The following is a 13472-nucleotide window of genomic DNA, read 5'->3' as shown; positions in this document are numbered from 1 at the left end:
GCGCCCTTCACCGGCGAAGGGACGCATCTTCCAAGACTGGAGCCGAAATCAGAGCGGGCTATAGATCGCCGCCGCGGCTTCCTTCAGCTTCTCCATCATGGCCCGGTATGGCCCCGGGCCGTAGCTGATGCGCGAGACGCCGAGCTTTCCGAGCGCTGCCGGTTCGGGCGCGCCCGGCTTCATCATGATATTGACCGGCATGCTGGAGGCGGCGCAGATCTTCTCGATCAGCGCTGGTTCGATGAGGCCGGGCACGAAGAAGCCGCTGGCGCCTGCCGCTGCATAGGCCTTGCCACGCTCGACTGCCTCGTCGACCAGACCGGCATGCCTGGAGCCGTCGCCTTCCTGAAGGAACAGGTCGGTGCGGGCGTTGATGAAGAAATCGATATCCCTCGCCTCGGCCATTTCCCGGATGGCGCGGATGCGGGCCGCCTGCGCCTCCACCGGATGAAGGCCGCTCGCGCCGATCTTTTGATCCTCGAAATTGATGCCGACGGCGCCGGCCTCGATCACTTTCGCCACATTGGCCGCGGCACCTGAAGGGTCCGTCGAATAGGCGCCTTCGAAATCGACCGAGAGCGGCAGTTCGTTGACGGCGGCGATCGAGCGTGCCGTCTCAAGCAGCACTTCCATCGGCAGCTTCTGGCCGTCGCCATAGCCTTGAGCGGCGGCGACCGACCAGCTTCCGGTCGCCAGCGCCTTGGCGCCGGCTTCCGTCACCGCCTTGGCCGTTCCGGCATCCCAGATGTTGTAAAGAATGACCGGGTTGCCCTTGCGGTGCAGCGCGCCGAATGCCTTGGCCTTTTCAGTCTGGTTCATGTTGTCTCCTCCATCTTTGATTGTGTGCTGATCTTCTCTTCATGCCGCAGCAGCCATTGCTTGCGCCAGAGCCCGCCGCCATAGCCGGTCAACGATCCATCCGCGCCGAGCACGCGATGACAGGGCACGATGATGGCTAGCTGGTTGGCGCCGTTGGCGCGGCCGACGGCACGCACGACTTCCGGCCTTTCCATCTGCCTTGCAAGATCGCCATAGGCGCGGGTCTGACCGACAGGGATATCCATGAGCTTTGCCCAGACATGTTTTTCGAAGGGCGTGCCGCCGAGCGCCAATGGCGTCGTGAAGACCGTGCGCCGCCCTTCGAAATAGTCCCGGATCTCCGTCTCGATCCGGTCGATTGCCGGCGTGCGGCCGATCGCGACCGAGGAGCGGACGCGCTTCTGCAGTGCCTCGAGCTCGCTCAGTAGCGCCTTGCGGTCGTGAAATTCGAGCAGATGCAGATGTGTCTGGTCGGCAACCGCGATCATCGGCCCGAGCGGCGTGTCGAACCAGTCGGCAAAAAGCAGTTCGCGGTTCTGCGAGAGCGCCGGCGCCTTGCCGACGAGCCGCTGGAATGCCGTGCGGAAGCCGCTCGGAGACTCGTATCCGGCGTCGATCTGCGCATCGATGACGCGTGCGCCATCGGCCAGTTGCCGGGCCGCTTGCCCGAGACGGCGGTAGCGGACGATGTCATGAAAGGTCATGCCGAACGCCCGCTTGAAGGCGCGCCGCACCGTCGAGGGATCATGTCCGCGGCGCACAAGCTCGTCTTCGGTCCAGCGAACCTGCGGCTCGCTGTCGAGCGCGGCAAGCAACACGTCGACGATCGGCTCCCTGCCCGGCTGCTCCAGCGGCCGGCAGCGCCGGCAGGGGCGAAAGCCGGAATGCATGCAGGCGGCGATCGTCTCGAAGAACAGGGTATTTTCCCGCTTCGGCTTACGCGCCGGACAGGTCAGACGACAGAAGATGCCCGTCGTCTTGACGCAGACATAGGCCTGGCCCTCATAATCGGCGCAGCGCGCGATCAGGGCATCATAGAGCGTATCATCGTCGGGCCGTTCGAAAAACATGTCCGTTTTCTAGCATCCCGAGCCTGCGACGTCCGCCGAAAATCGGGCGTCTATTTTATTCTTGTCGATTTCCTTGCGGCCGTACCCGTGCCATAAGTCCGCCATGACAAAGATCGACCGCACGCCTGATAAAGCCGACTTCGCGCACGTCACAGACTGGGTCTTCGACCTCGACAACACGCTCTATCCGCATCATGTCAATCTCTTCGCGCAGATCGACAAGAACATGACCGCTTATGTCGCGGCGCTCTTACAGATGGAGCGGGAAGAGGCGCGCAAGCTGCAGAAGCAATATTACCTCGAGCATGGCACGACGCTGCAGGGATTGATGATCCATCACGGCATCGACCCGAACGACTTCCTCGAAAAGGCGCATGCGATCGACTACACGGCGCTGACGCCGCAGCCTGAACTCGGCGCGGCGATCAAGGCGCTGCCGGGGCGCAAGTTCATCTTCACCAATGGCAGCGTCAAGCATGCGGAAATGACGGCCGAAGCGCTCGGCATTCTCGAGCATTTCGACGACATCTTCGATATCGTCGCCGCCGACTACGTGCCGAAGCCGGCGCAGGCGACCTACGACAAATTCATGGCGTTGAAGCGCGTCGAAACGAGCAAGGCAGCGATGTTCGAGGATCTGCCGCGCAATCTGACCGTGCCGAAGGCGCTCGGCATGCAGACCGTGCTGCTGGTGCCGCGCAATCTCGAAGAAACGGTCGTCGAATGGTGGGAAAAGACCAGCGGCGAAGAGGATCATATCGACTTCGTCACCGACGACCTCGCCGCGTTTCTCGGCAGGATTACCGGTCCGGGCTGATTTCGCCCGGGCTGACGGCGACCGACGGCATTACCAAAGTTTCATTCAGCTTACCGATGTTTAACTGGGTCTTTCCGCCCTGTTGCCATAGCTTTCTTCGTGAGGGGACACCTTACGAAAGGCAAATACGATGTACCGCAACAAGCTGATACTGGCAGCGCTTTCCTCCACCCTCATCTTCGGCGCAGCCGCCGGGGCAGGCTATGCCGCACCCGGTGACGGGCCGCGTCAGCAGGCAGGCATGCACGGTCCAGGGCCTGCCGCCTTCCGCGAAATCACCTATGTCCGCATGCTCAAGCAATTCGACGCAAACAAGGACGGGCAGGTTACCAAGGAGGAGGCCACCACCGGACTCGACAAGGTTTTCGCTGCGATCGACACCAACAAGGACGGATCGCTGACCCCGGGCGAAATCCGCGAATACCAGAAGACGCAGATGCAGGCGATGAAGGATCAGCGCAAGCAGGATGCCGGCGAAACCAAGGATGCGGATACCGCAGCCGCGACACCGGAGGATAACGATCAGGCACGGCCGCCCCGCGACGGGCACGGCGGGCACGATGGCCGTGACGGACATCACTGGATGCGCCATGGCGGCAACTTCATGCGCGCCTCGATGATGATGCACCGGGTCGACACCGACCAGAACGGCCAGATTTCCAAACAGGAAGCCGTCGCCGCCTTCGACAAGCTGTTTGCGCGGATGGACCGCAACAAGGACGGCGTCATCTCGATCGACGACATGCCGGACCGGCCGCTTCTGTAAGGCCTGTCGCACCATTGCTCCGCTCTTTCCCCTGGTTCGGCGAGGAAAGAGCGGAGATCTAACTGTTTGTTCTACGCATTCCGGACGGAAAACCGCTTTGCACTTTGCCTCGGAATTGCGTTATTCTCGGTGTTCGTAGAAATCCTGGACAATCTTCCACGCGGCTTCAGCCGTGTCGACGAAGCTGATCAGCTTGACGTCGTCGGGCGCGATCGTGCCGAATTCGGCCAATGCGTCGAAATTAATGATGCGCCTCCAGAACGTCTCGCCGAAGAGGATCAGCGGCAGACGCTCCATGCGGCCGGTCTGGATCAGTGTCAGGCATTCGAAGAATTCGTCGAGTGTTCCAAAGCCGCCGGGAAACACTGCGATCGCCTTGGCGCGCACCATGAAATGCATCTTGCGGATGGCAAAATAGTGGAAGTTGAAGCTGAGTTCCGGCGTCACATAGGCGTTCGGCGCCTGCTCGTGCGGCAGCACGATATTGAGGCCAATCGACGGTGCGCCCTCGTCGGCCGCGCCGCGATTGCCCGCTTCCATCACGCCGGGGCCGCCGCCGGTCACGATGACATATTCGTGGAAATCGAAGCTCGCCGAATATTTCGAGCAAAGCCCGGCAAATTTGCGCGCCTCGTCATAATAGACCGAGGCCGCCTCCAGGTTGACGCGCTGGACATCGTTGCGGGCGGCCCAGGCGCTCTGCCCAGGGGCGGGAATGCGGGCGCCGCCGAACATGACGACGGTCGACTTGATGCCGCGTTCGGTCAGCATCATTTCCGGCTTCATCAGTTCCAGCTGCAGGCGGATCGGCCGCAGCTCCTCGCGGCAGAGGAAATCCTCGTCGACATAGGCAAGGCGGTAGGCAGGCGACATCGTCTGCGGCGTCTTCGGCACGGCCTCGGCGCGCTGCCTGTCGGTCGAACTGCTCTTCAGCGGGTCCCATACGCCATCCTTGCGCCGCGAACCGCCGTTCCGTCCCTTCGCCATCTCGAAATGCCTTTCAGTATTGCCGGCTACGAAGCCGGATATGTCGCTATAACGCCTTGAATCCAGGTGCGATCTTGTCGGAAAAATCATTCCGTTCTACGGCTGCATGCTGTAGAGCAGGATAAACCCCCGCCAACCGCGTTCCGGAGATTTCGCCGTCTCCACGATAAAGATCGAAGTTTAAGGAATTCTCATGAGCGCCACCGACCTCGCATCCCTCGAAAAGACCATCGAAGCCGCCTTCGACAATCGCGACAATGTGAACACGTCGACGAAGGGCGAGGTTCGCGATGCGGTCGAAGCCGCACTCGATCTGCTCGATGCCGGCACGGTCCGCGTCGCGACGCGCGGCGCCGACGGCGCCTGGACGGTCAATCAGTGGCTGAAGAAGGCCGTGCTCTTGTCCTTCCGTCTCAACGATATGGACGTGGTCAAGGGCGGTTCGGGCAATTCCACATGGTGGGACAAGGTGCCGTCGAAGTTCGAAAACTGGGGCGAAAACCAATTCCGCGCCGCCGGCTTCCGCGCCGTGCCGAACTGCGTCGTGCGCCGCTCGGCCTATATTGCCCCGAACGCCATCCTGATGCCCTCCTTCGTCAATCTCGGCGCCTATGTCGGCGAAGGCACGATGGTCGACACCTGGGCAACGGTCGGCTCCTGCGCCCAGATCGGCAAGCATGTGCATCTGTCCGGCGGCGTCGGCATCGGCGGCGTGCTGGAGCCGATGCAGGCCGGCCCGACGATCATCGAGGACAATTGCTTCATCGGCGCTCGTTCGGAAGTGGTCGAGGGCTGCATCGTCCGCGAGGGCTCGGTGCTCGGCATGGGCGTCTTTATCGGCAAGTCGACCAAGATCGTCGACCGCGCCACCGGTGAGGTGACCTACGGCGAAGTGCCGCCTTATTCCGTCGTCGTCGCCGGCTCGATGCCGTCGGCCAATGCGACCATGGGCAACGGCAAGCCGGCGCCGCATCTCTACTGCGCCGTCATCGTCAAGCGCGTCGATGAACAGACCCGCTCCAAGACCGGCATCAACGAGCTGCTCAGAGATTGATGACACCAGGACATTGATCCGGTAAACAGACGGCGTCTTTTACGCGAGGCGCCGCCGCCTTGCCATGTCTTTGCCATTCCCGCCGGATAGTTCGACCGCCATGACCGCTACCGATCCCGTCGCCAATCTCCAGACGCTGATTCGCTGCCCCTCCGTGACACCCGCCGAAGGCGGCGCGCTGTCCGCGCTCGACGCCATGCTTGCGCCGCTCGGCTTCACCGTCGACAAGGTGAAGGCCAGCGAAGAGGGCACAGCCGATATCGAAAACCTCTATGCCCGCCTCGGCAAGAATGGCCCGCATCTGATGTTTGCCGGCCATACCGATGTCGTGCCGGTCGGCGACGAGGCCGCCTGGACGCATCCGCCCTTTGCCGCCGAGATTGCAAAGGGTGAGCTTTTCGGCCGCGGCGCCGTCGACATGAAGGGCGGCATCGCCTGTTTCGTCGCCGCCGTCGCCCGTCATATCGAGAAAAACGGGCCGCCCTCCGGCTCGATCTCCTTCTTGATCACCGGCGATGAAGAAGGCCCGGCGATCAACGGCACGGTCAAGCTCCTGCAATGGGCCACTGAGCGCGGCGAGCGCTGGGATGCCTGCCTAGTCGGCGAGCCCACAAATCCGGACAGGCTGGGCGACATGATCAAGATCGGCCGGCGCGGCTCGCTGTCAGGCCGAATCACCGTGCACGGCGTCCAGGGCCATGCCGCCTATCCGCACCTTGCCGACAATCCGGTGCGCGGCATGCTGCAGCTGACCCAGGCGCTGATGGACCCGCCCTTCGACGGTGGCACCGACGACTTCCAGCCCTCGAACCTCGAAGTGACCACGGTCGATGTCGGCAATCCGGCGACCAATGTCATTCCGGCGAAGGCATCGGCCAGCTTCAACATTCGCTTCAACGACAGCTGGACGACCGAAACGCTGCGCGCCGAAATCCTGCGCCGCCTCGATGCCGCCGCCGGCAACGGCCAGCTGCGGCCGGGCCGCGAGCCGGTGAAATACGATATCGTCTGGGCCGACCGGCCGAGCCACGTGTTCCTGACGCGCAACAATGGCTTGATTGCCTCGCTGTCATCGGCCGTCGAGAGCGTTGCCGGCCGCTCGCCGGCGCTTTCGACCACCGGCGGCACGTCGGATGCGCGCTTCATCAAGGATTATTGCCCGGTCGTCGAGTTCGGCCTCGTCGGCCAGACGATGCACATGGTCGACGAGCGCGTCGCAGTCGCCGATCTAGAGACGCTGACGGCGATCTACGAGACCTTCATCGCCCGCTGGTTCGCCAATGCCGGGGCTTAGGGAAGTCCAGTACTATCTGGCCGGCCTCTGGCTGCTGATCCGGCTGGATCCGCGCGGCTTCCGCTACCTCGACATGTCCGAGCGCGGCGTCAACCGCTCGTTCTGGGCGATGGCCTGGTGCCTGCCGCCGATGGGCATTTCCTGGCTCTGGTGGCGACAGGCCTTCCTGCGGTCGATGCCGCCGGAAGCCGATGTCGGCTTTGCCTTCTATGTCAGGCTCGGCCTTGTCGAGGTCGCCAACTGGTTTGTGCCGCTGGTCTTTGCCGGGCTGCTGCTGCTGGCCTTCCGCATGGGTGAGCGTTTCGCCCCCGTCGTCGTCAGCGTCAACTGGCTCGGCGTGCCGCTCTCCTATATCAACGGGCTGCTGCTGGCGATGGTGGTCTTTCTGCCCGGTTCCGTCGGCCTCGTCTCGCTGCTGCTCCTTGCCTTCATGCTGGCGCAGGTCTTCGCGCTGGCGCGCATTGTCCGGATGATCTGCCATGGTCACGCCTTGATGGTCGGGGCACTGACGCTGGTGCTGCTCGTGCCGTCGATGATCCTTTCGGAATATCTGCAGCACTTCCTCGGCATCTATCCCCCCTGAGCGGGCTTACGACAGATCTTCGCCGTCACCGTCATCGGTGACCGGCCTGCGGCGATCCGGGATCACGTCGGGATAATCCACCTGCATGAAATAGAGCCCATCGGGCGGTGCCACCGGGCCGCAGGCCTTGCGGTCGCGGGCTTCGAGGGCTGCCTCGACATCTTCAGGCGTCCATTTGCCTTCACCGGCGAGCTTCAACGTGCCGGCGAAGGAGCGGATCTGGTTGTGGAGGAAGCTCTGCGCCGTGGCGCGGATCTCGATGAGCTCGCCGTTGCGGGTCACATCCAGCCGGTCGAGCGTGCGCACCGGGCTGTTTGCCTGGCAATGTGCGGCGCGGAAGGTGGAGAAATCGTGCCGGCCGACCAGCTTCTGGGCGGCGGCGTGCATGACCTCGTGATCGAGCACCTTCGGTACCCACCAGGCCTTGCCGGCTTCAAGCGCCAGCGGCGCCCGGCGGCTGAGGATACGGTAGAGGTAATGGCGCCGCAAAGCCGAGAAGCGAGCATCGAAGAATTCGGGAGCCGCCTCGACATCGAGAATCGAGACACGCTCGCCGGCGAGCCTCAGATGGGCATTCAAGGCATTCTGCAGCTTATAGGGCGACCAGTCCTTGGAAAGATCGGTATGAACCACCTGCCCCATCGCGTGGACGCCAGAATCGGTGCGGCCGGCGCCGCGGACCAAGACCGTCTCGCCGGTCAGCGACAGCACCGCCGCTTCGATCGCGCTCTGCACCGAGGGGCCGTTCTCCTGTCGCTGCCAACCGACATAGGGGCCGCCGTCATATTCGACGGTCATGCGGAAACGTGGCATCAGGAAAGCCTCGTGCCTGCGCCAAGCGGCGTGCCCCTGAGGAAATCGGCTGCGGCGAGCGGCTTGCCGCCTGCCTTCTGCAGCCGTGTCAGCCGCACCGCCCCCGACGCGCAGGCGACCAGAAGATCGTCGGTCAGCAATTGCCCGGCTATCCCCTGGCCTTCGGCCAGCTCGGAGCCCAGCACCTTCACCCGCTCGGGCTTGCCGCCGATCTCAAGTTCGAACCAGGCCCCCGGAAATGGCGCCAGGCCGCGGATATGATTGTGCACATCCCTGGCATCCCTGGCGAAATCGATCCGCGTCTCGGCCTTGTCGATCTTGGCGGCATAGAGCACGCCTTCTTCCGGCTGCGGGGTCAATGGCAGGTCGTTCATCTCCAGCTTGACCATGGCCTCGGTCATCGCCTTGGCGCCGACCTGCATCAGCCGGTCATGCAACTCGCCTGCCGTCATGTTGGGGCCGATCTCGACTTCTCGGGTCAGCGCCACGGCGCCGGTATCGAGACCCTTGTCCATCTTCATCACCATCATGCCGGTCTTTGCGTCACCCGCCATGATCGCCCGCTGGATCGGAGCCGCACCCCGCCAGCGCGGCAGCAGCGAGGCATGGCCGTTATAGCAGCCATCCCGGGTGCCGTTCAAAACCGCCTCCGGCAGCAGCAATCCGTAGGCAACAACGACGCCGGCATCGGCCTTGAGAGCGGCAAATCTCTCGCGCTCCTCAGGATCTTTAAAATTGACCGGCGTGAAGACCGGGAGACCTAGCAGTTCGGCCGCCTGATGCACCGGCGATTTCTGCAGATCGAGCCCGCGCCGCCCGCCTGGCCGCGGCGGCTGCGTATAGACGGCGACAATCCTGTGGCCGGCATCGACGAGCAGGCGCAAGGTCGGAACCGAGAACTCCGGGGTTCCCATGAAAATGATGCGAAGAGACATTCTATCTCGCCAATTGAGGATCAACCGTCTTCAAACGGGTTTACGAGCTTGAGATCAAGCCCCTCGAAATCTCTGGTGTTGCCGGTGGCAAGCGTCGCGCCGTTGGCAAGGCAGATGGCGGCAATCATCGCATCCTTCGTTTCGATCGGCCGCCCGGCCTTTCTGCGCTCCGCTGCCAATAGCCCGTACCGGTTCGCCGCACTGAGGGAAAACCCGAGGATACGGCCGGCAAATTCCGATTCGATCCGATTGAAGTCGGATACCAACGCTGTCTTTCGCCTGCCGTCGTCGAGGAGTTCAAGACCATAGCGCATTTCGGCGACGGCGATCGTCGTCAGAAATAGCGTTTCAACGTCGTAGCCATCAAGCCAATTCAATATCCGCTCGCTGTGGGCCCTACCCTGCATTTCGGAAATCACATTCGTATCGAGGACGATCATGTGTCGAAGCGCGGTGGTTCGCGATCGCGTTCGTGGCGCGATGCGGCAATGGCTTCCACTTCATCTTCGCGCAATCTTTCGTCACCCATCAGGGAGCGCAGGCGCTGCCCGGCCGAAACGCCCGAGCGCTCCGCAGCAATCTGCCGGCGGAGGATTTCGATCGCCTCCTCCGAAAGGCTGCGGCCATTGCGCTGCGCGCTTTCCTGAAGCTGCCGTTTCATCACATCCGGAACATCGCGGATAAGCAGGTCACCCATTCGGCATCTCCATCATGATATCGGTGATATCATAGTGCCTTTCCGGTGAATTTTCAACGCAATGCTCAGAGCGCCTTCGACTTCGCCGCCTTGGTGAACTTCTTGATCACCATCTCCCGCTTCAGCCGCGAGATATAATCGATGAACAGCACGCCGTTCAGATGGTCGATCTCGTGCTGCAGGCAGGTGGCGAGCAGGCCGTCGGCTTCAACCGTCTGTTCCTTGCCGTTCCGGTCGAGATATTTGACCGAGACGACAGCCGGGCGCTCGACCTCGGCATAATAATCCGGGATCGAAAGGCAGCCTTCCTCGTAGACCGAGCGCTCGTCGGAGGATGTGACGATCTCCGGGTTGATGAACACCTGCGGCTGCTTGTCCTCGCCCTCGCGCGCGATGTCGATGACCAGCATCCGGCGCGGTACGCCGATCTGAACTGCCGCAAGGCCGATGCCCGGCGCGTCGTACATGGTTTCCAGCATGTCGTCGGCAAGGCGCTGCAGGTAGGCGTCAACCCGCTCGATCGGCTTGGAGATCTGACGGAGAACGGGATCGGGAAGAATGATGAGTGGCTTGATGGTCATGGCGTTCCCATAACCCATCTTTTCCGACTATGGAATTATCCGGCAGGCGGGGAAGACGCTTTTTTGCATCCCCGCCTGGAATTTCGCCATATTCGCCTCAGGCCGCCCGGCGGGCAGCGATGGCGGCATGGCCCTCGGGCCGGGCGCGGAAGCGGCGCAGCAGTTCGATCAGGTTCTCCACCTCGTCCTTGAGGCGGCGGGTTTCTGCCGAGGAGTGCTCAACCATGTCCGAATTCTGCTGGGTGATCGCACCCATGTTGCGGACCGCGATGCTGACCTCATTGACGCCGGTCGCCTGGTCGCGGGCGGCGGCGGCGATATCGGCGACGAAACGGTTGATGATGTCGATGCGGCTGATCATGTCGTTCAGCGCCTCGCCGGTACTGGAGACGATGCCGACGCCCTCATTGACCTGGGTCGAGCTCTGCGAGATCAGGTTCTTGATCTCCTTGGCGGCTTCCGCCGTGCGCTGGGCGAGCTGGCGGACTTCCTGGGCGACGACGGCAAAACCCTTGCCGGCATCACCGGCACGCGCCGCTTCGACACCAGCGTTCAGCGCCAGAAGATTGGTCTGGAAGGCGATCTCATCGATGACGCCGATGATCTTGGAGATCCCGGTCGAGGATTTCTCGATGCCGGCCATTGCCGAGACGGCGCTGGTGACGAGTTCGCCGGAGTTCTTCGCCTTCTGCTGCGTCTCGCGCACGGCAGCCGATGCCTTTTCGGCATTGGCGGCCGTCTGGCCGACGCTGACGGAGAGCTGTTGCAGGGCGGCTGAACTCTCCTCGACGCCTGCCGCCTGCTGGGCGGTGCGCAGCGCCAGGTCGTTGGTCGCAGTGGAAATGATATCGGCGCCGCCCATGATCTGGCCCGAGGCCTCGCGCACGGATGCGAAGGACTTGCGAAGGGCGCCGACGGCGCGGTTGTAATCCTCGGCCATCTGCCGGAAATTACCCGGCAGGTCGGACGGCAGAGTGGCTTCGAGATCGCCGTTCGACAGTGCTTCCAGACCGCGGCGCAGTTGCTCCAGTGCCATCGCCTGGTCGGATTCGGCCTTGGCGCGCTGCTCTTCCAAGGCGCGACGCTTGGCTTCGAGCGTTTCGAGATAGACCGAGATGGAATAATCCATGTCGAGCATGCCAGCCTTGATGACGGCCGACAGCTTCTCGGCCAGCAGCTTGCCTTGCTGGCGCGCGAAGACCGGCGGCCACTGCTTTTCCATGATGCCCTTGACGAGTTCGGACATGACGATGGCGTAACCGCCGATATACCAGCGCGGCTCCAGGCCGATGCGGGCGTGCGTCCGGCCGACCGCGGTGACGCCGTCGACATAACTGTCATCGAACGCACCGCCGGCGAGATTGGCCCGATGATCCTGCTGGCGCTGCTTGGCTTTGCCGACATGGTTCTTGTCGGCAAAGAAGCCGGCGACAGCCGGGGTTCTGGCAATCTTGGCGTAGAATTTATCGAGGGCGCCGCCGATCAGCTCGGTGATGACAGGGCGCAGATCCCGCATCGACTTGCGCGCCGCCTCGTCGAGTTCGATGAAATCGAGACGCTGCCTGAGGGCACTGTCGGTCTGCTGGGAGGTCATCGGGATCTCTGTACTTGGCGCGAGTGCGCGGGAAGGAATTCTGCGCCGCAGGTTTTGGCGAATATGGTTGAGCAATAGTTAAATCGAGGCGCAATTTCTCCGAAGGAGCCAGCAGAAGCAGCGGCGTGCGAGGATAGTGGCGACCGCCAATTCCGTTCACCCTTTGATCTATATATTACCGTCTCTTCTGGTATGGTTGCGACATGACCGTCAATTCCGATTCGTTCACTGTGTCGCTTGCCTCGATCAGCCCGGCCATGCTGGCGCTTGCCGGCGGGGTTCTGTTGGCGTTTGTCCTGCTGGTGATCGTGCTGCTGCGGGGCGCGAGCCTTCGCCACGAGCAGGCGGAGGAAGCGAGCTTGCGCGCTGGGGAAAGCGACGCGCGCATGGCCGAGCTTCTCAGGATCCAGGCGGAGATGCAGGGCCGCATCGCGGCGATGACCGAGGTCTTCGGCGCGCGGCAGAGTGAACTCAACCAGACGATCAGCCAACGCCTCGACGGCATGTCGCAGCGCGTCAACTCGACGATCACCGACCAGACCAAATCGACGCATGAGAACCTGCAGCGGCTGCAGGAAAGGCTGGCGGTGATCGATGCCGCGCAGAACAATATCCAGACGCTCGCCAAGGATGTCGTCGGGCTGCAGGCCATTCTGTCCAACAAGCAGACACGCGGCGCCTTCGGCCAGTCGCGGATGGAGACCATCGTCGCCGACGGCCTGCCGATGGGCGCCTATGCCTTCCAGCAGACGCTCACCAACGGCTCGCGACCGGATTGCACGATCCGCATGCCGAACGGTGCGCCGCCGCTGGTGATCGACGCAAAATTCCCGCTCGAAGCCTGGAACGCGATCCGCGACGCCGGCAGTCCCGAGGCCGGCAAGACCGCCGGCCAGCAGTTCCGCCGCGACATGGAGGTCCATATAAGGGACATTTCCGAGAAATATCTGATCCAGGGCGAAACCCAGGACACGGCCTTTCTCTTCGTGCCGTCGGAATCGATCTTCGCCGAGATCCACGAAAACTTCGAGCCGGTGGTGCAGAAGGCGCACCGGGCGCGCATCGTCATCGTCTCGCCGTCGCTGCTGATGCTGTCGATCCAGGTCATCCAGGCCGTGCTCAAGGACCAGAGCATGCGGGCGCAGGCGCATCTGATCCAGGGCGAGGTGGCGATCCTGATGGACGATCTCGGCCGCCTCGACGAGCGGGTGCGCAAGCTGCAGGGTCATTTCGCCCTGGCGCAGAAGGATATCGACATGGTGGTCACCTCGGCCGACAAACTCACCAGGCGCGGCGCCAAGATCGAAGCGCTGGAATTCGAGGCAGGCGGCGAGGCCAAGCCTGCTCGCGACAGCGAACCTGCGGCCAAATCGGTGGAAAGCCGTACCGGTCTTCTCAAGCTCAGGGTGGTTGACGAGGAGTGACCGCTTCGGGCAGTGTCTCGCCCGAATGAAACAGCAGG

15 protein-coding genes are annotated in these 13472 nt (G+C 62.8%); 6 read left to right on the top strand and 9 right to left on the bottom strand.

Annotated elements, in window-relative coordinates; translation table 11 throughout:
• Window positions 1–48: 48 nt before the first annotated feature.
• Together HJB82_RS17205 and HJB82_RS17200 are read right to left on the bottom strand one after the other, a co-directional pair.
• Entirely contained in the window at window positions 49–819 is a 771-nt protein-coding gene (locus tag HJB82_RS17205; RefSeq protein WP_207582681.1) for an isocitrate lyase/phosphoenolpyruvate mutase family protein, read from the bottom strand.
• Window positions 816–1889 (bottom strand): bifunctional transcriptional activator/DNA repair enzyme AdaA, encoded by a 1074-nt coding sequence (locus tag HJB82_RS17200; protein ID WP_221140745.1) that lies wholly within the window; start codon window positions 1887–1889, stop codon window positions 816–818. Before HJB82_RS17200 ends, HJB82_RS17205 begins: the two co-directional genes overlap by 4 nt.
• Window positions 1890–1992: 103 nt before the next feature.
• Between HJB82_RS17200 and HJB82_RS17195 the strand changes: the two genes are divergently transcribed.
• Together HJB82_RS17195 and HJB82_RS17190 are read left to right on the top strand one after the other, a co-directional pair.
• The gene (locus HJB82_RS17195) at window positions 1993–2706 is read left to right on the top strand and encodes a pyrimidine 5'-nucleotidase (RefSeq protein WP_207582679.1); all 714 of its coding nucleotides are present in this window, start codon (window positions 1993–1995) and stop codon (window positions 2704–2706) included.
• A 130-nt stretch (window positions 2707–2836) separates the two neighbouring features.
• On the top strand, window positions 2837–3472 hold the full coding sequence (locus HJB82_RS17190; RefSeq protein ID WP_207582678.1) for a calcium-binding protein: 636 nt from the start codon (window positions 2837–2839) through the stop codon (window positions 3470–3472).
• Between the two features lie 120 nt (window positions 3473–3592).
• Here HJB82_RS17190 and HJB82_RS17185 read toward each other — a convergent pair whose 3' ends face one another.
• Window positions 3593–4459, bottom strand: a complete 867-nt coding sequence (locus HJB82_RS17185) for an LOG family protein (protein WP_207582677.1) — start codon at window positions 4457–4459, stop codon at window positions 3593–3595.
• 193 nt (window positions 4460–4652) lie between these two features.
• Between HJB82_RS17185 and dapD the strand changes: the two genes are divergently transcribed.
• The 3 genes from dapD (at window position 4653) to HJB82_RS17170 (ending at window position 7390) form a co-directional block, all read left to right on the top strand.
• Window positions 4653–5513, top strand: coding sequence for a 2,3,4,5-tetrahydropyridine-2,6-dicarboxylate N-succinyltransferase (gene dapD, locus HJB82_RS17180; protein ID WP_207582676.1), 861 nt, complete (start codon window positions 4653–4655; stop codon window positions 5511–5513).
• A gap of 100 nt (window positions 5514–5613) precedes the next feature.
• Complete coding sequence (gene dapE / locus HJB82_RS17175) at window positions 5614–6807, top strand: succinyl-diaminopimelate desuccinylase (RefSeq protein ID WP_221140743.1); 1194 nt, start codon at window positions 5614–5616, stop codon at window positions 6805–6807.
• Window positions 6794–7390, top strand: a complete 597-nt coding sequence (locus tag HJB82_RS17170; protein ID WP_207582674.1) for a hypothetical protein — start codon at window positions 6794–6796, stop codon at window positions 7388–7390. The genes dapE and HJB82_RS17170 overlap by 14 nt, the downstream gene beginning before the upstream one ends.
• Window positions 7391–7396: 6 nt before the next feature.
• Here HJB82_RS17170 and truA read toward each other — a convergent pair whose 3' ends face one another.
• The 6 genes from truA to HJB82_RS17140 form a co-directional block, all read right to left on the bottom strand.
• Complete coding sequence (truA, locus tag HJB82_RS17165; protein ID WP_221140741.1) at window positions 7397–8203, bottom strand: tRNA pseudouridine(38-40) synthase TruA; 807 nt, start codon at window positions 8201–8203, stop codon at window positions 7397–7399.
• Window positions 8203–9138: a methionyl-tRNA formyltransferase gene (gene fmt / locus HJB82_RS17160; protein WP_221140739.1), complete on the bottom strand. Its 936-nt coding sequence runs from the start codon at window positions 9136–9138 to the stop codon at window positions 8203–8205. Before fmt ends, truA begins: the two co-directional genes overlap by 1 nt.
• 20 nt (window positions 9139–9158) lie before the next feature.
• Window positions 9159–9578, bottom strand: a complete 420-nt coding sequence (locus tag HJB82_RS17155) for a type II toxin-antitoxin system VapC family toxin (protein ID WP_221140737.1) — start codon at window positions 9576–9578, stop codon at window positions 9159–9161.
• Window positions 9575–9835, bottom strand: a complete 261-nt coding sequence (locus tag HJB82_RS17150) for a FitA-like ribbon-helix-helix domain-containing protein (RefSeq protein ID WP_164006310.1) — start codon at window positions 9833–9835, stop codon at window positions 9575–9577. The genes HJB82_RS17155 and HJB82_RS17150 overlap by 4 nt, the downstream gene beginning before the upstream one ends.
• Before the next feature lie 65 nt (window positions 9836–9900).
• Complete coding sequence (def, locus tag HJB82_RS17145) at window positions 9901–10416, bottom strand: peptide deformylase (RefSeq protein ID WP_221140735.1); 516 nt, start codon at window positions 10414–10416, stop codon at window positions 9901–9903.
• 97 nt (window positions 10417–10513) lie between these two features.
• Window positions 10514–12010 carry a globin-coupled sensor protein gene (locus tag HJB82_RS17140; protein WP_221140733.1) on the bottom strand — a complete coding sequence of 499 codons (1497 nt, stop codon included), beginning with the start codon at window positions 12008–12010 and terminating at the stop codon, window positions 10514–10516.
• Between the two features lie 203 nt (window positions 12011–12213).
• On the opposite strand from HJB82_RS17140, the gene HJB82_RS17135 reads away from it, so the two are divergent.
• Window positions 12214–13434, top strand: a complete 1221-nt coding sequence (locus tag HJB82_RS17135; RefSeq protein ID WP_221140731.1) for a DNA recombination protein RmuC — start codon at window positions 12214–12216, stop codon at window positions 13432–13434.
• Window positions 13435–13472: the final 38 nt, after the last annotated feature.

Source organism: Rhizobium sp. NZLR10, from assembly GCF_019685125.1.
In the GTDB taxonomy this organism is placed as follows: domain Bacteria; phylum Pseudomonadota; class Alphaproteobacteria; order Rhizobiales; family Rhizobiaceae; genus Rhizobium.
The sequence above is the reverse complement of the archived record's forward strand: the minus strand, read 5'-3'. Positions and strand labels throughout refer to the sequence as shown.